This is a genomic window from Corynebacterium tuberculostearicum (genome assembly GCF_016894265.1).
GTDB lineage: Bacteria > Actinomycetota > Actinomycetes > Mycobacteriales > Mycobacteriaceae > Corynebacterium > Corynebacterium tuberculostearicum_D.
Map to the genome: position 1 here is coordinate 1,584,604 of NZ_CP069791.1, position 19,156 is coordinate 1,603,759.

Here is a 19,156-nt window from a genome sequence, read left to right on the forward strand (position 1 = left end):
GCCAGGTAACCTAAGCAGTCGTGGATACTCTAGAACTCTTTCTGCGCGAGATTACCTATCAACTGGGTATTGAATGGCACCGTATCCCCGTTGTCGTGCTGGCGACTTTGGGTATCTACCTATCCTTCATGGTGCTGGTGAAGCTATTTGGCTCTCGCGTGCTTACGTCCATGACGGCCTCAGATGCCATCATCATTATTATGTTTGGCGCGGTCGCGGGCCGTGTCATCGTGGGCAATCCACCGACCCTTGCCGCCGGCGTCATCGGTCTGACCACGCTGATGGCGCTCGAAGCTGCCTTCGGTACCATTCGCAAGGTAGTGAAGTGGACGCGCTTTCTGGACCGTCGTCCCATCCTTTTAGTCTTTAGCGGTGAGATGGTTGAAGATAACCTGACTCTGGCCCACATTACAAAATCGGATATCTACTCGGCGGCTCGTAGAGCCGGCATTAGCCGCATGGAAGACGTGCAGATAATGATCCTGGAGCCTACAGGCCACATCTCCGTCATCAAGGTCGGTCAAACCATCGATCCGGAGCTTTTTAAAGACCTGGTGGGGTCCGAATACATCGAAGACGCTAAAGACTCTTAGGGCGCACCTTACAGCTTGGCCAGAAGCGCAAAGACAACCTGTAGGCTCCCTTTACCCAAGAGCACGCGAAAAGCCGCTGCGTCCCACTCAGGGAAGCAGCGGCTTAAGAATCGCTATGAAGCGGTGACTTTACTTGTTGCCGAAAGGCAGGTCGAAGTACTTGTTTGCGAATGCGAACAGGGTGCCCAGAGCGCCGATAACAGCGGTGAAGACGCCGATCCAAGCCTTGATGTCGTCAGCCTTCTCCTTGGAGGTGCGGTCATCTTCCTTGTTCTTGGAGTCATCAGACTTGTCAGCTGCGTAGTCGTTGTCAGAGGAAGAGGAAAGGCCCTCGACGGAGTTGGTGATCTTGGAGGACAGGTCGGAGGTGGTGTCCTCAGCGTTAGCAACGGTGGTGCCTGCGAAAGCGACGGACAGAGCGGTTGCGCCAGCAACGAGTGCCTTGCGGGAGAAAAGCTTCATTTTTGATTCCTAACAAGCTTGGTGTGGTCAAAGACGTTTCAAATACTAGACAGGCTGACAGGCTTCCGCAACAGTATCGGCAGGTTTTTGTTCACTGGCTGAACTAGCTGAAAGTCCGCTGTGTGCTGCGTGTTTACTACTGTGGCTCTTGTGATCTGGGGGAATTTTAGTGTTCTCCTGTTTCTGCAGCTTAACCCTCAAAATAGAGCTCAGCTTAAATTAAGGAAAGGATAAGCCCCGGCGCATTCATCCACGGTATGTGTGGTCAATGGCCGGGGCTTTGTACCCGCCCCCGTTAGGGGGTGGTGCGGTGGAGCTAAGAGGGGGCGTCGCCAAGCAGGGCTTTTCTGCGGCCTAAGCCTTGACGGTTGCCTTCTTAATCTTGACTTCCTTAGCGGGCTTACCATTTGGCTGGCCGCCTTCGACGCCGTTCTTGGCAATCTTATCCATCGTCTTCATGCCCTTGTCGGTGATGGTGGCGAAGTAGGTGTAGCTCGGGGCCAGCTCAGAATCGTCGTAGTTGAGGAAGAACTGGGAACCATTGGTGTCTGGGCCGCTGTTGGCCATGGCGACGGAGCCGCGCGGGTAGACAACGGGGTTCTGTGCGTCCTTCTCATCCACCTCGTCGGTGGGGTACTCATCAGCGAAGCTGAAGCCGGGGCCGCCGGAACCGGAACCGGTTGGGTCGCCGCACTGCAGTACGTTGATCCCGCTTGAGGTCATGCGGTGGCAAACGGTGTCGTCGTAGTAGCCCGACTTGGCTAGCTCAGAAATAGCGTTGGTGGTACACGGCGCCTTGGCGCGGTCCATTTCCATCTCAATAGTGCCCTGGTTGGTCTCAAAGGAAACGGTGACGGTGCCCTTGGTGGAAATATCCTTGCCGTTGGGCTTCTTTGCGCCGTTGGACTCTTGCCCGTTGTCCTCATACTTACAGGTCACAGTATCCGGCAGGGCCTTGGCGCGCTTGTCAGCGATGGGCTGCGCCTGTGGCGTTTCTTGCGAGGTCTCAGCTGCGGAAGACTCCTCAGCCTGTACGTTTTCATCGTCGCCTTCGCGGGTGGACAAGAAGTAGATGCCGCCGACGAGGGCGAGAATTACTACGAGGGAGGCGGCAACAACGCCTAGCGGGCGTGCCTTCTGCTTGCGTTCGCGGGATTTCAGCTCGCGCTCGAGCTTGCTCAGCGCCTCTTCGCCGCGCTTTTGATTATTTGGCACCGGGAGTCAACCTTTCTAGCGATTATCGGTGGCATGATTCAACCTGACTGAGTCTAGCGGTTCCCGACAGCTGAGAAAGCGTTGGCATGGAAAACTGAGCAAGTTAATAGCTCTAAAGCCCAAAAATAAGTACGCTGGTTTCTATGGTTGAACCAGATTTTACCGATCCGCCAACGCCCACCGTTGGTGAACTTCCCCCAGTGGGAGACCCGCTGCCCGAGTTTGAACTCATCGGTACCGACCTGCGTCAGATTACCAATGAGACCTTTGCGGGCACGCGCCTTATTATTTCCATCTTGCCCTCTATTGAAACCCCTGCCTGTCAGGAGCAGCTGCGCCGTTTTCATGAGCAGGTTTCTCAGCTAGATAACACTAAGCTTCTCTCCGTTTCTCTCGATTTGCCCTTTACCCTCAAGCGCTTTTGCGCGGCTGACGGCATTGATGATGTCATCGCCGCCTCCGCATTTCGCTCTGACTTTGGTGAGAAGTTCGGCGTGACTGTGCGCGATTCCGTCTTGGAAGGCTTGCTTGCCCGCTCCGTGGTGGTGGCTGATGAAAACCACAAGGTCATCCACACTCAAATGGTTCCTGGCGTGGTCACCCAGCTTGATTATGACAAGGTCTGGGATATTTTGCGTTAAGCCGTTCGGCGCTGTCGGCCTCTACTCATCCTGAAAATGGGGGAGGCCGGCTCTTTTTTGTTTCGGGCAGCTAGGGTAGTGGGCATGGAAATCTACGGTTTTACTGCCGGTCCGTTTCAGACCAATACCTACGTGATTGCGGAAGGCCGCCGCGCCTTCATAGTGGACCCGGGCATGGATGCGATGGAAAAGGTCCTCGAGCATGACTTGGACTATGAGGCTATCGTGCTCACACACGGCCATATTGACCACACTCGGGATGCCGGGTCTTTGGCAGAAAAGCTCGACATCCCTGTTTATATCCACCCTGCTGACAGGTTTATGCTCGACAGCGGCGAAGGAGTCTCGCCCCAGGCCCAAGAGCTTTTCGACGCCGCCCATATGACCCCCATCTCCGACCTCCGCGAGCTCCAAGATGGCGAAACCCTGGAGCTTATCGGTCATACCTTTGCTCTCAAACACGCGCCCGGGCATTCGCCGGGATGCGTGATGATTGTTTCCGAAGAGTTTGCTCTCACCGGTGACGTGCTCTTCGCCGGGGCCATTGGACGCACCGACTTACCTCACTCGGACCCCAATGCCATGCAGAAGTCGCTTGCTGGCCCAGTGTGGAGTCTGCCCGATAACCTCGACATTCTGCCCGGCCACGGGCCTACCACCACGATGCGTAAGGAGAGGGCGACCAATCCCTTCTTCGCAACATTGAGGGAGGTACTGTAATACCCGTGAGTAAAAAGAAGCAGTTCCAAGCCCTGTCCGCCCCCAAAGGTGTCCCAGACTATTTCCCACCGCAGTCGGCCGCATTCTATAAGGTGCGCCAGACCATGGTGGAGCAGGCACATCTCTCCGGCTTCCAGCACATTGAGCTGCCCATTTTCGAAGACACCGCGCTTTTCGCCCGTGGCGTGGGCGAGTCCACCGACGTGGTGTCTAAGGAGATGTACACCTTTGCTGATCGCGGCGACCGTTCCGTTACTTTGCGCCCAGAGGGTACCGCTGGCGTGATGCGCTCGGTCATTGAGCACAACCTGGACCGCGGCCAGCTGCCCGTGAAGCTCAACTATTTTGGTCCGTTCTTCCGCTATGAACGCCCCCAGGCTGGCCGCTACCGCCAGCTACAGCAGGTCGGTGTAGAGGCTATTGGCGTGGACGACCCTGCGCTAGACGCCGAGGTCATCGCCTTGGCGGATCGTTCCTTCCGCGCGCTGGGGCTTAGTGGCTTCCGCCTTGAGCTCACCAGCTTGGGCGATCGCAATTGCCGCCCGGCTTACCGCGAGAAGCTGCAGGAATTCCTCTTTAAGCTCGACTTGGATGAAGAGACCCGTCACCGTGCAGAGATCAACCCTTTGCGCGTGCTGGATGACAAGCGCCCGGAGATCCAGGAGCAGCTTGCCGACGCCCCCTTGATGCTCGACCACCTCAATGACGAATGCCGCGAGCACTTCGAAACTGTCACCGGCATGCTGGATGATATGGGCGTAGCCTACGAGATTAATCCGCGCATGGTCCGCGGCTTGGACTACTACACCAAGACCTGCTTCGAGTTCGTCCATGACGGACTCGGCGCGCAGTCCGGCATCGGTGGCGGTGGCCGCTACGACGGGCTGATGGCCCAGCTAGGCGGTCAAGACCTATCCGGTATCGGCTACGGTCTGGGTGTCGACCGCGCCCTGCTGGCGCTGGAGGCTGAGGGCATCACCCTCGAAGGCGTGGAGTCCCGCGTGGACGTCTTTGGCGTTGCACTGGGTAGCACCGCCAAGCGCACGATGACCACCCTGATCAATGATCTCCGCAAGGCTGGAATCTCTGCTGATATGTCCTTTGGAGACCGTGGCCTGAAGGGCGCGATGAAGGGTGCCGACCGCGCCGGTGCACGCTTCGCGCTGGTCTTGGGCGAGCAGGAGCTAGAAAATGGCACGGTTGCGCTCAAGGACCTTGCCGCCCATGAGCAGCACGACGTAAAGGTTTCTGACCTAGTGTCCGTACTTGCTCGGGAAATCAACGGCGAGGCCTAGATTTCTTTGGGCGGTGGGCATTGCGTTTAGGCGCGGTGCCCACTTTTTATGCCCGCTAGAAAGAGATCAATGATCTTTTCCTGAATATCCGGCTGGTAGGCCTCGATATCAACCTCGCGGGGTCGTGCCAGGCTCAACAGTCCCACAATGAATTCGAGGTGGGTGACGCCGGGGCCAATCTCGCCTTGCTCTTGGCCAAGCTCGATAAATCGGCGCCCGTTGCGCTCGAGGAGGTCGCGCTGGGCGGTTAACTCGGGGCTCAGAGAGTCCAAATCCTGAGGGACGAACGCAGGAATGAGGGTGTTCAGTCCCATGGTCAGGATATGAGTGGCGTAGGTCCGGGCGTAGTCTTTCCCAGAGTGGGTGGAGTTCTCAAAGTCTGCGATGAGGCGCTGTTGAAACTTGGCAAAGGCATCACCCATATATTCCGCGCACGCGCGGATGAGGCTCGCGCGGTTGGGGAAATTGCGATAGACCGTGGCCACGCTCACCCCTGCCTGCGTAGCCACCTTTTCCAAAGCGACATCATCGCCGTGGGTACGAAAAAGCTGGCACGCCGCGGCAATAATGGCGGTGCGGCGGTGAAGGGCATCTGCGCGCATGGAATCCTTTTTAGCACTCCACCTGCGAAACGCTAAAGCCCATGGTCTTGGCCAATCCGCCCAGGGAGGTCTCCTTGTATTTGGAGAGCATATCGCGGCCGGTTTCAGCCATGGTTTGCACAGCATTGTCCAAGGTCACGTGGTGAGTGCCTTCGCCCATTTTGGCCATACGTGCGGCGTTGATGGACTTTACCGCGCCAATGGCATTGCGCTCGATGCACGGAATTTGCACCAATCCGCCCACTGGGTCGCAGGTAAGGCCCAAATTATGCTCCAAAGCGATTTCCGCGGCGTTTTCCACCTGCGCTGGGGCTGCACCCAGCAGCTCTGCCATTCCTGCGGCGGCCATAGCGGAGGCAGAACCCACTTCGCCTTGGCAGCCAACCTCGGCTCCGGAGATGGACGCGTTTTCCTTGATAATCATGCCGATGGCACCGGCGGTCAATAGGTACCGACGGGCAGTGGAACGGGTGAAGTCTGCACGGAAATCGCGCGCATAATGCAGTACTGCTGGAATGATGCCGCATGCACCGTTGGTAGGAGCAGTAATGACGCGGCCACCGGCAGCGTTTTGCTCATTAACCGCTAGGGCGTACAGGTTAACCCACTCCATGGCGGAGAAACCGCAGCTGGTGTCGTCCTGATTTTCTAGCAACTGGGCGTACATCTTCGGGGCACGGCGTGCCACACGCAGGCCACCTGGAAGAAGGCCCTTGGTGGAAATACCTTCGGTTACGCACTCACGCATGATGTCCCAGACCAAATCAAGGTGGCGCAAAACGTATTCCGCTCCGCCTTCATCGCGGTGCAAGGCCTCCTCGTTGGCAAGGACGAGCTCCCAAATTGCTTTGTCATGCGCCTCGCACAGGTTGAGCAATTCTTCGCCCGTGGTGAACTTATAGGGAACGGAATCATCTACCTGGGCGGCGGCTACGCCGGCGGGAACCTCATTGCTTTCGGCTACTTCCGCATCGAGCTCGGCGCGGGAGAGGATAAAGCCGCCGCCCACAGAGAAGTACTCTTCCTTTTCTGCGAGGAGGTTGCCGCTGTCATCCCAGGCGCTAAAAATCATGCCATTCGGGTGCTGGGGCAGCGGTTCATTATCAAAGACGATCTCATAGTCCACCGTGCCTCGGGGACCAGAAATAGTTCCCTCGCTAGGGATAAAGCCGCCCGCGTGAGGTTCGGCGTCGATAGGCACGCTCAGCGGATCCCAGCCGGCGAGTCCAAGGATGACGGCGCGATCGGAAGCGTGGCCACGGCCGGTGGCGGAAAGCGAGCCGCGCAACTCCGTATATACCTTAGCTGGGTGCTTCTCTAGGGAATCGAGGAATTGCTTAGCCGCGCGCATGGGCCCGACGGTGTGCGAAGAGGAAGGGCCAATGCCGATGGAGAAGATGTCCGTGACGCTAATTGTCATAGTTAAGCTGTGCCGAACCTTTCTGAAGGGATAGCTATCGGGTGCTTGCTGTGCCGCTATTTCGGCCAGAGCTGGACCCAAAGGGTAGAGGCAGATTTTATGTGACCAGGGTAGCGAAAGTCACACCTTCTATCAATCGCCGTCTATGCGTAGCACGGCTAGCGTTGTGGCTTATTTGCCGTACCCATTCAGGAGCTTGTCCAGGGGGATGAAGTTCTCCTTTGCTAGCCGGACGGTGGAGCGGCCTCCCAGCCCGGTCAGGTCACCGGCAATTCCGGCCACCCTGTCCCGCGGGGCAACTATTTGGTCAGCCAGCTGGATGGCAGAGCGCTCAATACGGGAGGCAATGTGCTCTCCCTCCGGAGTGCCTAAGTCTTCTGCGGCCTGAAAAACACCCGTCGGCACGATGTTTGCGTGCAGTTGGTTAAATAGCGGGCGAAGTGCGTAGTCCAAAATGAGGGCGTGGCGCGAAGAACCGGCCGTAGCAGCGATGATGGTGGGAAGGTTGTCTAGGGCATGAGGCTCCAAGGTGTCAAAGAACATCTTGAATAAGCCCGAATAGCTGCCTTGGAATACAGGGGTGACGGCAATGAGTCCGTCGGCATCGGCAATTTGCTGCTTGGCTCGGGCCAAAAGGGGTGTTTGCGCAGTCTGATCGGTCATGGCGGTAGCAAGTTCGAAAGCGAGGTCGCGGACCTCAATGACGTCGATTTCGGCCCCTTCACCGCGCGCGGAGATTTTGGCGCGGGTGGCTTCAGCGAGCATGTCCGCCAACCTGCGAGAGGAAGACGGCTGCGACAGGCCAGCTGAGATAACGAGGAGGGAGCGCATAACTAGTTTTCCTTTCCTGGGCTGACCTGAAGGTGCGAAGGATGAGGCGCAGAGAGCAAGCTTGCGTGCGTCGGCGGGTCAGAAGGCACGTGGCTCGGGCGGCGCTGCTCAAAGCGGCGTCGCAGCTCGGGGACTACTTGTGTGCCCAGGATTTCTATCTGTTGGAGAACTACCTCTTGGGGTAGTCCGGCGTGGTCGATGAGGAATAGCTGGCGTTGGTAGTCACCGGCCCAGTCAGCGAAGCTGAGGGTCTTTTCAATTACCTGTTCCACGGTGCCGACGGTCAGTGGAGTCTGTGCCGTGAAGTCCTCGAGGCTTGGCCCGTGGCCATAGACTGGGGCGTTGTCGAAGTAGGGGCGGAAGAAGTCTTTAGCTTCCTGTTCGGTTTCACCAATGAAGACTTGGCCGCCAAGTCCGACGATTGCTTGGTCCGCTTGACCATGGCCATAGCTTTCAAAGTGACGGCGGTAGAGGTCCACCAACTGGGCGGTGTGCTCCTTATTCCAGAAGATATTGTTGTGGAAGAAGCCATCGCCGTAGTATGCCGCTTGCTCAGCGATTTGCGGCGAACGAATGGAGCCGTGCCAGACAAAGGGCGGAATTCCATCTAGTGGTGCCGGAGTAGCGGTAAATCCTTCCAAACCCGCGCGGAACTTTCCTTGCCAGTTAACAACGGGCTCACGCCACAGCCTGCGCAGCAGGTGATAATTCTCAATAGCCAAAGGAATGCCCTGCTGGATGTCTTTGCCAAACCAGGGATAGACTGGGCCGGTATTTCCGCGGCCGAGCATGAGGTCTACGCGGCCGTCAGCAAGGTGCTGCAGAAAGGCATAGTCCTCTGCGATCTTCACCGGGTCATTGGTAGTAATGAGCGTGGTCGCAGTAGATAGCAGCAAGCGCTCCGTCTGCGCGGCGATATACGCCAAGTGCGTTGTAGGAGAGGACGGAACGAAGGGTGGGTTGTGGTGCTCGCCGGTAGCAAAGACATCAAGGCCAACCTCTTCGGTTTTCAACGCAATCTCCGTCAAGTTGCGGATGCGCTCAGCCTCAGTGGGTGTCTTCCCTGAGATGGGGTCAGTAGTTAGATCCCCGATAGTGAAGATGCCGAATTGCATGCTTGCCTTTCAATGCGGTGCACAGGAGTAAAGATAGACGCAGTGTCGACTGCGGGAAAGCCGACTGCGGGAGAATTATTCCCATTCTAGAGCATCAAAAAGTGCCGGTAGATCGGCCGGTGCAACGAGGCGCAGGGGCCTCTCAGTGACCTTGCCGTGCTCCGTGATGACCGCTGCGCACGGGCGATGTCCTTGGTTGTCGGTTTCTGAAAGGGCGTCCACCGTTTCCTGCACGCTTACTGTGCGGGCAAGAAAGATAGCGCGATCACTGGGTTCTTGATATTCCACAATGTCCGCGATGTCCGCAGCATCGAGCACGTGATTATCGCTGAGGTCCCCGGCTACCCATCGCGCAATGGTGTTGGTGGTTAGCAAAGCGGTGAAGCGGCCCTCATCGTAGATGGGGATTTGAGAGAAGTCCTTATCCTTTATGACGTCAAATGCTTCCATGATTGATGTGGCAGACGTCAAGGTAAATACCTTTTGCGGCTGCAAAACCTGGAGGGTGGCGGGCGGGGATACCACAATGTCTCGGAGAGCGGAGATCTGCTTGACCACTGCTTCGTGCGGTTCAGCTAGGGGCTCTGATTTGTAGTAGCGCCCGTGGGCAATGGCATTGCGAAGGTTAGAAAAATCTTTAAGCGCTTCGGCTTGTTTACTGGAAAGCACGTGCTTGTCTCGTGCCCTGTCTACTATCCACCAGAAGGAATCTGAGTTCTCAGCGTTGAGAGCCGAGCGCAAGTGTTGTTCTATGTCGTTGAATGCGGCCAGGAATGCAGTAGCTCGATGCGCGGTCATATGGGCCAGTGTAGAGAAGGGGGGTGTTCCTATATAGGTTGTCAACCTCGCGGGTGGAGAAATCGGGGGCGGATTCTCTCTACGGGGTTGTTTGGTCGTGTGGTTTTCGGGCATGCCTGCTAGCCGACTGGGTTTTCCCAGTCGGCTGTTTCGTTCTTGGTGTTTAGGCTGCGATTCCTTCCTGTTGTAAGGCGGGATCGCGGTAGCGCTCGTGGTTGCGCATCATGGCGTAGAGGACGTTGAGCCGTCTGCGGGCTAGTGCCACTACTGCGGCGTTGTGTCTCTTGCCATCACGGCGCTTTCGTTCATAGAATTGCCGGGAACGCTCGTGGAATCTGATGGATGCAAAAGATGATTGCCATAGGGCGTTCTTTAATTTTTTATTGCCGGCACGGTTCAGTGAGTTCGACATGATCGAGGTTCCGGACTGATTCGTTCGGGGCGACAAACCAGCGTAAGAGGCCAAGTGCCCAGCTGACGGAAAGTCGGACATGTCGCCCGCGGTCATGAGAATTTGTGCTGCCGTCTTTGGTCCGATTCCTGGCATGGATAGCAGGATTTGAGTGTGGGGGATGTCGTTGATGAGCTCGATGACTTCCTGCTCGATTTGTTTGCGATGTTCGAGTTTTAAGAGTGCGTCTTTCGCCGACATTGCTATGCCCATTTCGGCATAGTGCGCACCTGCAATGGTGACTGTTTGCTCAGAGATAGCAGCGAATATGGCATCGAGGACAGGTTCGGGATTGCGTGCCTTATATCGTCGAGCAAAGGCAGCTGCCTTGGCCTTACCTAGGCGCTTTACCTTGGTCGGTCCACCGTAGCGCGCAAGTAGGTGCAGAACCCACTTGCGGTGGATTATCTGACCGCGAAGGGCCTGTTCGAATTGCGGGTAGCAGCCTACTAGTGCACTTCGAATCTGATTGATGAGCCTGGTGTAGGACCGCGCTAAGTCTTCGTCGATACCGTTGAGGACCTTCAACTGGAGGAAAGCTTCTTCGACACGGTCGACGCTGCGGAGGGACTCCGGAAGGTTCTTTGCAGCGTGGGCAATGATATAGGCGTCCCGGATATCAGTTTTGGCATTGCCAGCGTGGATGCGTGAGAGTTGACGCATAGCCAAACCGGGAAGGTAGCGCACGTCGATTCCGATATCTTGAGCAACTGCGACAGTTAGTCGACCAATGTTATTTGGCTGGTCCACGACGACAAGGACTTTGTGGTCGTGTGCGCTGAACGTTGAAAACAGTGTGCGCAGGGATTTTTCGTTTTGGTTGATGCGCTTAGATAGCACCTGGGTGCCGTCGATATCTAAGACGCAAGCGTGGTGAAAATATTTACCGACGTCCATGCCGATGACATAGTCGTAGGTCATGCTAGACCTCCTAGCGAATTGAATGAGTATGGGACTTATTTCATCGCTGGTGGTCGGACATACTTCACGCTGGCATCCACATTACTTTGAGACTTCGCACATTCTGTGCGGGTCAGGTTCCTATTAGCAGTCTGGAGTATGTCACTGCCTTCGGTGGCATCACCCCCCGGATCATTTTCAGACAGGGACGAAAACAAGCCATACCGAAGCCAGCGACTAGTTCCACTGCCACAAGGCAGAAGGAACGCAGATAAACATAACCTGCCCCAGCATGGGGCTAGGAGTACGAATCCTGGGCCCCTTCAAGCGGAACTGCCAACAACGTAATGGGGCGTCGCCAAGCAGGGCATTAGTCCACGCTACCCAATGGAAAATCCGCTAGCCCCGGCACAATGGCCGGTGCGGCTAGCGGATGAAATGGGGTGCCGAGGATAAGCGGCGCTGAGCTATCCCTAGAAGACTACGCGCAGCACAGACACAGTAATAGCAGCGATGACTGCCGCGGCGGGCAGGGTGATGACCCACGCCAAAGCGATAGGCTTCATCAGGTTCCAATTAGCTGCCTTGTTGACAATGCCCACGCCCAACACGGCGCCGATGAGGATGTGGGTGGAAGAAACCGGAAGGCCCAAGATCGATGAACCCATCACCACAGCGGCGGCGGCAAGCTCAGCAGCGAAGCCGGAGGAGGGGTGCATTTGGGTTAGGCCCGAGCCCACAGTCTGAATCACGAAGCGGCCGATGAACCACAAGCCAGAAATCAGGGCAACGCCCATGGCAATCATGACGGCAACCGGCACGGCAGCCTCATCGTTGACTTGGTCGGTCTTGAGGACGTCAATAACCGCAGCGAAGGGGCCAATGGCATTGGCGATGTCGTTGGAACCGTGGGAGAAGGCGAAGGCGGAAGCGGTAAATACCTGCATCCAAGAAAAGAGAAGGAAGGTGGACTTAGCCAGCGACTTCTTCTTCAGGGAGCGAGCGAAAATGAAGACGGCCATCCACACCACTGCGCCGACCATGCCCATGACCAAGAGGTTCTGGAGGACGCTGAAATCTAGTCCGGTGTGCTTCAGACCCTTGAACATCACCATGGCGGAAATGATGATGGCACCAATGGCGGCTAGTACCGGTACCCAGCTCTCCAGGGCGTGGTGAGCCTTGACATCATCCATGTCCTTGTTGAGGCTATACAGATCGCGGTAATACTCAGATTCCAGCTGATCCGGATCGAAGTCCTCTTCTGCCACCAAAGCGGCGTCCCGGGCCATGGCGTTGGTGTAGCTGATCTGCTGGATTTCATTGAGGCGAGCAAAGCGAGATTTGTGCTCTTGGCGTAGCTCCGCACGACGGGTCTTGATTTCGCGCAGCTTCTGGTCTGCTTCCTCGTTGTAGACCAAGATGGAGGTCTTAATCCACTTAAACAGGATGAAAGCGGCGAGACCGCCGAGGACAGGGGAGAGCACCCACGAGATGGCAATAGTGCCAATCCCGCCCCACTGCACCATGTCCAGGCCGCCCTTGCCGGTGACGAAGCCGACGGTGAGCGCGGCGCCGACGATGCCGCCAACGATGGAGTGGGTGGTAGACACCGGCCAACCCATACGGGTGGCAACGAGGAGCCAGATGGCCGCACCCAAAAGGGACGACATCATGATGTAGACGAACTCCATGGGGTCGAGACCATCAATGGCGTCAAGGTCGACGATGCCAGAACGCACGGTATCGGTAACCTCGCCGCCGGCGAGGATGGCGCCAGAGACCTCGAAGATGGCGGCGACAACGAGGGCCTGCTTCATGGATAGCGTTCCGGCACCCACGGAGGTGCCGAAGGAGTTGGCAACGTCATTGCCGCCAATATTGAAGGCCATGAAAAGGGCGAAGAGAATGGCAGTGCCAAGGAGAATGGGCTTAGAGCCATCGACGTAGTCGTGGCCCCAGATCATAAAACCGATGAGGGTAACGGCGGTAAGGCCGCCAAAGATGGCGTGCCAAATCCAGTCGTTGCCCTTGCCATTGACGGCCTCAATGTCCGTCATCTGGGTGGTAGGGGTAGACACAGGAAGAACCTTTCAGGAAAGCGTGCACGAGGGGTATGGCCGCGCTTGTCAGCGTGGTTAAGGGGATTCTCAAAGGAAATTCTTATGTAGAGAATGCACGCTCAGACTAAAGGTCCTAGGTGTCGGGAAAGTGAACTCAAGATGTGGAGTTCGTGAAAGCAATGTGGCTATTTGCGAACATAATGGCCGCCGCTTTACGCGACGGCCACGTTGTGAGTATTAGCCGCGGTAGGCGCTGCGCTCCAGGGTGTCGCACTGGGACATTTTGCCAGAGTTATATCCGGCAAGGAATGCCTTCTCACGCTGCTCGGAGGAACCGTGCGTCCAGGAGTCGGGCTGGACCTGGCCGCCGGAGCGGCGCTGGATATTGTCATCGCCCACCGCCTGGGCTGCCGCGACAGCGTCTGAGACCTGTTCCTTAGTAATCGGCTCGAGCAAGGGGTTATCGCCCTTGTCGGCGTAGGAAGCCCACAGGCCTGCGTAGCAGTCAGCCTGGAGCTCGATCTTCACCGCGTTGGAATCGGCGCCTGGGTCGTCATAGTCCGACAGGCCGAGGGTGCCCTCAAGGTTTTGAATGTGGTGGCCGAACTCGTGCGCCACGATGTACATGCGGGCCAAAGGAGCATTTTCCGCGCCGAAGTTGCGCAGGGAATCAAAGAACGCGGTGTCGAAATAAGCGGACTCATCGCGTGGGCAGTAGAAGGGGCCGGTAGAAGAAGAGGCCGCGCCGCAACCGGTATTAACGCCGCCGTGGAAGACCACGCGCTCCGGCTCGGTGTATTGGATATCGGCCTGTTCCTGCAAGACCTTGGACCAGACGTTATCCACGCTGCGCCCGGTGAACTCTACGAGGCATTCATCCTTGGTGTTGCCATCTTCTGCAGTTTCGCATTCGGGGCTTTCGCCTTGTGCAGCGCCGTCGGATTGGGTCTGCTCGCTGCCCAGGATTGAACCCAAGTCTGAGGGATTGCCGCCCAGAAGGAGGAAGAGGCCTACTAGAACAATCGAGCCGACGCCACCACCAATGGCGATACCACCGCCGCCACCACCCGAACGCGCTTCTTTGCCGCCGAAATCGGCACCTGATCTAAAAGTCATGCCTAAATAGTGCCACATGGTCCCCTCATACACTGGATGGAGATTGTTGCAAAGAGGCCGAAGGAGGGAAACGGTGGCTCTTCTGCGGCCTTCGGGGTTAGCTTGCGTCCACCTAACTGCGCTCCGCGTACCGGTAGGGATGTAGAATTGTGCGCGTTCCTAGTCTTGTGCTTGGTTTGGCGCGCGCTGTTTACGCGTGGCGGGACCCGCAAGTGACACAATTTTCAGAAGGGATTGAACAACAGTGCTGCGTACCCACTTAGCAGGTGAGCTCCGCAAAGAACTCGCAGGAGAGACCGTCACCCTAACCGGTTGGGTTTCCCGCCGCCGCGATCACGGTGGTGTGATCTTCATTGACCTGCGCGATCGCTCCGGCATCGCCCAGGTCGTCTTCCGCGAATCTGACGTGGCGGAGCGCGCCCATGACCTGCGTTCCGAATACTGCGTTAAGGTCACCGGTACCGTGGAGCCTCGCCCAGAAGGCTCGGAAAACCCCAACCTGCCGTCCGGTGAGATTGAGGTTAACGTCGCGGATCTTGAGGTTTTGAATAAGTCCGCAGCGCTGCCGTTCCAAATTGATGATCCTTCCACCTCGGGTGAGGTAGGCGAGGAGACTCGCCTGAAATACCGCTACCTGGACCTGCGCCGCGAGCGCCAGGCACAGGCGCTGCGCCTGCGTTCTGCAGCCAACCGCGCGGCCCGCAAGGTGCTGGATTCGCATGACTTTGCTGAGATCGAGACTCCAACCCTGACCCGGTCCACCCCGGAGGGTGCGCGCGACTTCCTGGTTCCAGCACGCTTGAAACCAGGCACCTGGTATGCACTGCCGCAGTCCCCGCAGCTTTTCAAGCAGCTGCTCATGGTCTCCGGCATGGAGCGCTACTACCAGATCGCGCGTTGCTACCGCGATGAAGACTTCCGCGCTGACCGCCAGCCGGAGTTTACCCAGCTGGACGTGGAGATGTCCTTTGTAGACCAGGACGATGTCATCGCCTTGGCGGAAGAGATCGTCACCGAGCTGTGGAAGCTCATCGGCTACGAGATCAAGACTCCGATCCCGCGCATGACCTATGCGGATGCGATGAAGTACTACGGTTCCGATAAGCCGGACCTGCGCTTTGACATCAAGATTGTAGAGTGCACCGAGTTCTTCAAGGACACCACTTTCCGCGTCTTTCAGAACGAATACGTCGGCGCCGTGGTCATGGAAGGCGGCGCCTCCCAGCCGCGCCGCCAGTTCGATGCTTGGCAGGAGTGGGCAAAGCAGCGTGGAGCCAAGGGCCTGGCCTACATCACCGTGGGCGAGGACGGCACCCTGGGCGGTCCGGTAGCTAAGAACATTACCGACGCCGAGCGCGAGGGCATTGCAGATCACGTCGGCGCCAAGCCGGGCGACGCCATCTTCTTTGCCGCTGGTGACACCAAGTCTTCCCGCGCCCTCCTGGGCGCTGCACGTGGCGAGATTGCCAAGAAGCTGGACCTTATCAAGGAAGGCGACTGGGCCTTTACCTGGGTTGTAGATGCTCCGCTCTTTGAGCCTTCCGCTGACGCGACCGCTTCTGGCGACGTCGCACTGGGTCACTCCAAGTGGACCGCGGTTCACCACGCCTTTACCTCCCCGAAGCCGGAGTACCTGGACAACTTTGACCAGAACCCGGGCGAGGCGCTGGCGTACGCCTATGACATTGTCTGCAACGGCAACGAGATTGGCGGCGGCTCCATCCGTATCCACCAGCAGGACGTGCAGAAGCGCGTCTTCGACGTCATGGGAATCGGTGACGAGGAAGCCCAGGAGAAGTTCGGCTTCCTGCTCGATGCATTCCAGTACGGCGCCCCACCACACGGCGGCATCGCCTTCGGCTGGGACCGCATCGTCTCCCTGTTGGGCGGCTTTGACTCCATCCGCGACGTCATTGCGTTCCCGAAGTCCGGTGGCGGCGTGGATCCGCTTACCGACGCCCCTGCGGCTATCCCTGCTGCACAGCGTAAGGAGACCGGCGTAGACTACAAGCCGGAAAAGAAGAAGGAACAGGAAAAGTCTGGTTCCACTGCGGGTGAAACCGCTGAGGAGAAGTAAGCAGAAGGCTTAAACCTCAGCCTTTAAGGCGCACCGTGCGGGGCACATCGTAGTCCGCTGCAATTTCGCTGCGGGCGAACTTGTGACCCCGCTTTGGTGTGAGGGGGCATACTGGATAGAACTATGGTTGATAACGAAGCTGTGCTATCACCCGAGGATGTCATCAAGGCCGCCTCGGAGATGCTGTCGCGCCGTTTTGGTGGTAGCCCGGAGATGTCGAGCGTGGAGCGCTTGGACGGTTCCGGAAATGCAATGGTCCTACGCGCCAGGATTGCCCCTGGAGCCTTTTTGCCGCACCGCTCGGTAGTTATTAAGTACAACCCAGTCACCGGCTATGGTGTCGATGATGCCGCGATGCTGCGCGAGGTGGTGGCTTATCAGTTCACCACCGCGTTATCTGAGGACGTGCGCCCGGGACCCGTACTTCTGGCCCACGATCTGGAGCAGCGCATTATTGTGTTGACGGACTTGGGCGAGGGCGAAACGCTTGCCGACGTCCTCGTACAGTCCACCGATGATGACCGCGTGCGGGTGCTGCGCTCGCTGGGCAGTGCGTTGGGGCACATGCACGCTGGAACCGCAGGCCATGAGCAAGATTATGAAACCTTGCTCAATAGGATGCTGCGCAAGAATCCCGATTTGGCCCCGCACCAGTCCGTGCGCGATGAGGCGCTGGAGCGCTCCATTGGCATCGGCCTCGACTTGCTGGATAAAGCCGGGCTTGAAGCACCGGCGAGCTTCCGAGAGCTAGCGGGTCAAGCCGCACGCTCCCTGGCATCCGGCAAGGACCGGGCCTTTACTCCCTTCGACCTTTCACCGGATAACATCATTGTGTCCCAGCGCCTGCACTTCTTGGACTATGAATGGGCAGGATTCCGCAATGTTGGCTTCGACGTAGCCTGCGTTATCGCCGGCTTCCCGCAGTTCCTCTTCTCCAAGCCGATTACGGACGAAGAGGCAGATATTTTCATCTCTGCTTGGTCTCGTGCCGTATCTGAGGTGTGGCCGCTATTTTCCAATGCGGAAGAAATCCACGGCCTTATCGTGGCCTCGCTCATTGGTTGGGCGCTATCGAGCGTGACCACGATGCACGCCGGCGGTATCGAAGGGCTGGTTGCCCTAGCCAGGGGTGAAGCCGAAGTGGTCCACGATCCGCAGCGCTCCATCTTGCGCCCTGCTAACCACGGTCCGTTCACGGAAGATGAATTGCTCGTGCGCCGCGACCTCTATGAAACCTTTGAGGCGCTATCCCGATATGCCGCGCGTTGCGATGGCCCCGCCTGCGCGCCCATCGCGGAATTTGGCAGCGCTATTGCGCGCCGCTTGGATGACGAATAGACAATCACGATGTGCCCGCACCCTTATAGGAGGTAGCTTTCCAGTGTCTCAAGACTCATTATTTGGCGGGCCCACTCCGGACCGCAGCGCCTCGCCGCTGCCCGGCAAGAACCTCTTCGCCACCCACGCTGGGTCCCCACTGGCGGCGCGCATGCGTCCCCAAAACCTCGATGAAGTGGTCGGACAAGACCACCTTCTGGCCCCCGGCAAGCCATTGCGACGCCTCGTGGAAGGCTCAGGGGAGGCCTCCGTCATCTTGTACGGGCCGCCGGGCACCGGTAAGACCACCATTGCCTCGCTCATCGCCAGCCAAATGGGGCAGAACTTCGTGGGCCTCTCGGCCCTCGATTCGGGTGTGAAGCAGGTTCGCGAGGTCATCACCCATGCCCGGCAAGAGCTCATTCACGGCCGGCGGACCGTGCTCTTTATTGATGAGGTGCACCGATTTTCCAAAACCCAGCAGGACGCGCTCCTCGCAGCCGTGGAAAACCGCACGGTACTGCTCGTTGCGGCAACCACGGAAAACCCTTCCTTCTCCGTCGTCGCGCCGCTTTTGTCTCGCTCGCTGCTGTTGCAGTTGCATTCGCTAAGCGATGATGACTTAAGGGGCGTCGCCAAGCGCGCGCTCGAAAGCGACCGTGGCCTGGGCGAGCGCAAGATTCGGATTACCGATGAAGCCTTGGATCAGTTGGTGCTCCTCGCCGGTGGCGATGCGCGGCGCACGCTGACCTATCTCGAGGCCGCGGCAGAGGCGGTCGACGATGGCGGGGAGATTACCCCACAGACGGTCACGGACAACGTCAATAAGGCAGTGGTTCGCTATGACCGCGACGGCGACCAACACTACGACGTGGTTTCCGCGTTTATTAAGTCCATTCGCGGCTCCGATGTCGACGCTGCGCTGCATTATCTCGCCCGCATGGTAGAAGCCGGGGAGGACCCGCGCTTTATTGCCCGGCGGCTCATTGTGCACGCATCCGAGGACATCGGCATGGCCGATCCGACCGCGCTCCAGGTGGCCGTGGCGGCGGCCGAGGCCGCTCAGCTCATTGGCATGCCAGAAGCGCGAATCCCGCTCGCGCAGGCCACCATCCACCTGGCCACCGCGCCTAAGTCGCCCTCGGTTATTTCTGCCATCACGCAGGCGCAAGCCGATGTAGCCGCCGGCAAGGTGGGCCACGTGCCACCGCACCTGCGCGATGGGCACTATGAGGGCGCCAAGCGGATGGGAAATGCCGTGGGCTATGTCTACCCCCACGATGATCCCCGCGGCGTTGTAGAGCAGCAGTATCTGCCCGATGAGCTGGAGGGCTCTGTGTACTATGAGCCGACCGATCATGGGGCTGAGAAGCGTGTTTATGACTATATAGGCCGCTTGCGCAGCATTATTCGGGGCAATCACGGCCCAGGCAAAAACGCTCGCCGGCCGCGCTGATCCCCACCGATGGGAAATCGCTGTGCAGCGAAGGGTAGAGTTGGGCGGGTTAGAAACTTCTTGATAGAAGATGAAAGCTCAGAC

General features: G+C 58.0%; 17 protein-coding genes. 7 read left to right on the top strand and 10 right to left on the bottom strand.

The window, feature by feature from the left end:
- The first annotated feature begins 20 nt into the window (after nucleotides 1–20).
- Nucleotides 21–593, top strand: coding sequence for a DUF421 domain-containing protein (locus I6J28_RS07610; protein ID WP_204608850.1), 573 nt, complete (start codon nucleotides 21–23; stop codon nucleotides 591–593).
- A 129-nt stretch (nucleotides 594–722) separates the two neighbouring features.
- On the opposite strand, the gene I6J28_RS07615 is transcribed toward I6J28_RS07610, so the two are convergent.
- Together I6J28_RS07615 and I6J28_RS07620 are read right to left on the bottom strand one after the other, a co-directional pair.
- Complete coding sequence (locus tag I6J28_RS07615) at nucleotides 723–1,055, bottom strand: hypothetical protein (protein WP_204608852.1); 333 nt, start codon at nucleotides 1,053–1,055, stop codon at nucleotides 723–725.
- Between the two features lie 354 nt (nucleotides 1,056–1,409).
- Nucleotides 1,410–2,270, bottom strand: coding sequence for a peptidylprolyl isomerase (locus tag I6J28_RS07620; protein WP_204608854.1), 861 nt, complete (start codon nucleotides 2,268–2,270; stop codon nucleotides 1,410–1,412).
- Between the two features lie 143 nt (nucleotides 2,271–2,413).
- On the opposite strand from I6J28_RS07620, the gene tpx reads away from it, so the two are divergent.
- The 3 genes from tpx (at nucleotide 2,414) to hisS (ending at nucleotide 4,926) form a co-directional block, all read left to right on the top strand.
- Nucleotides 2,414–2,911 (top strand): thiol peroxidase, encoded by a 498-nt coding sequence (tpx, locus tag I6J28_RS07625; protein WP_204608856.1) that lies wholly within the window; start codon nucleotides 2,414–2,416, stop codon nucleotides 2,909–2,911.
- 84 nt (nucleotides 2,912–2,995) lie between these two features.
- Nucleotides 2,996–3,631, top strand: coding sequence for an MBL fold metallo-hydrolase (locus tag I6J28_RS07630; RefSeq protein ID WP_204608858.1), 636 nt, complete (start codon nucleotides 2,996–2,998; stop codon nucleotides 3,629–3,631).
- Between the two features lie 5 nt (nucleotides 3,632–3,636).
- Entirely contained in the window at nucleotides 3,637–4,926 is a 1,290-nt protein-coding gene (gene hisS / locus I6J28_RS07635) for a histidine--tRNA ligase (RefSeq protein ID WP_204608860.1), read from the top strand.
- 26 nt (nucleotides 4,927–4,952) lie between these two features.
- Here the strand turns inward: hisS and I6J28_RS07640 are convergent, their stop codons facing one another.
- From I6J28_RS07640 to ypfJ, 8 genes are all read right to left on the bottom strand, one after another.
- Nucleotides 4,953–5,528, bottom strand: a complete 576-nt coding sequence (locus I6J28_RS07640) for a TetR/AcrR family transcriptional regulator (RefSeq protein WP_204608862.1) — start codon at nucleotides 5,526–5,528, stop codon at nucleotides 4,953–4,955.
- A 10-nt stretch (nucleotides 5,529–5,538) separates the two neighbouring features.
- Nucleotides 5,539–6,948 (bottom strand): L-serine ammonia-lyase, encoded by a 1,410-nt coding sequence (locus tag I6J28_RS07645; protein ID WP_204608865.1) that lies wholly within the window; start codon nucleotides 6,946–6,948, stop codon nucleotides 5,539–5,541.
- 171 nt (nucleotides 6,949–7,119) lie between these two features.
- The gene (locus tag I6J28_RS07650) at nucleotides 7,120–7,779 is read right to left on the bottom strand and encodes an FMN reductase (protein ID WP_204608867.1); all 660 of its coding nucleotides are present in this window, start codon (nucleotides 7,777–7,779) and stop codon (nucleotides 7,120–7,122) included.
- A 2-nt stretch (nucleotides 7,780–7,781) separates the two neighbouring features.
- Nucleotides 7,782–8,894 (bottom strand): LLM class flavin-dependent oxidoreductase, encoded by a 1,113-nt coding sequence (locus tag I6J28_RS07655; protein ID WP_204608869.1) that lies wholly within the window; start codon nucleotides 8,892–8,894, stop codon nucleotides 7,782–7,784.
- Between the two features lie 75 nt (nucleotides 8,895–8,969).
- Nucleotides 8,970–9,692, bottom strand: coding sequence for a CBS domain-containing protein (locus I6J28_RS07660; RefSeq protein WP_204608871.1), 723 nt, complete (start codon nucleotides 9,690–9,692; stop codon nucleotides 8,970–8,972).
- Nucleotides 9,693–9,855: 163 nt separating this feature from the next.
- Nucleotides 9,856–11,064, bottom strand: coding sequence for an IS110 family transposase (locus tag I6J28_RS07665; RefSeq protein WP_204608518.1), 1,209 nt, complete (start codon nucleotides 11,062–11,064; stop codon nucleotides 9,856–9,858).
- Between the two features lie 452 nt (nucleotides 11,065–11,516).
- A complete protein-coding gene (locus I6J28_RS07670) occupies nucleotides 11,517–13,103 on the bottom strand; it encodes an inorganic phosphate transporter (RefSeq protein WP_204611432.1) in 1,587 nt (528 codons plus the stop codon).
- A gap of 240 nt (nucleotides 13,104–13,343) precedes the next feature.
- Nucleotides 13,344–14,222 carry a KPN_02809 family neutral zinc metallopeptidase gene (ypfJ, locus tag I6J28_RS07675; protein ID WP_204608873.1) on the bottom strand — a complete coding sequence of 293 codons (879 nt, stop codon included), beginning with the start codon at nucleotides 14,220–14,222 and terminating at the stop codon, nucleotides 13,344–13,346.
- A gap of 244 nt (nucleotides 14,223–14,466) precedes the next feature.
- On the opposite strand from ypfJ, the gene aspS reads away from it, so the two are divergent.
- The 3 genes from aspS to I6J28_RS07690 all read left to right on the top strand — a co-directional run bounded on the left by aspS (nucleotide 14,467) and on the right by I6J28_RS07690 (nucleotide 19,072).
- A complete protein-coding gene (aspS, locus tag I6J28_RS07680; RefSeq protein ID WP_204608875.1) occupies nucleotides 14,467–16,299 on the top strand; it encodes an aspartate--tRNA ligase in 1,833 nt (610 codons plus the stop codon).
- Nucleotides 16,300–16,422: 123 nt separating this feature from the next.
- A complete protein-coding gene (locus tag I6J28_RS07685; RefSeq protein WP_204608877.1) occupies nucleotides 16,423–17,637 on the top strand; it encodes a phosphotransferase in 1,215 nt (404 codons plus the stop codon).
- Between the two features lie 43 nt (nucleotides 17,638–17,680).
- Nucleotides 17,681–19,072, top strand: a complete 1,392-nt coding sequence (locus I6J28_RS07690) for a replication-associated recombination protein A (RefSeq protein WP_204608879.1) — start codon at nucleotides 17,681–17,683, stop codon at nucleotides 19,070–19,072.
- Nucleotides 19,073–19,156 lie beyond the last annotated feature (84 nt).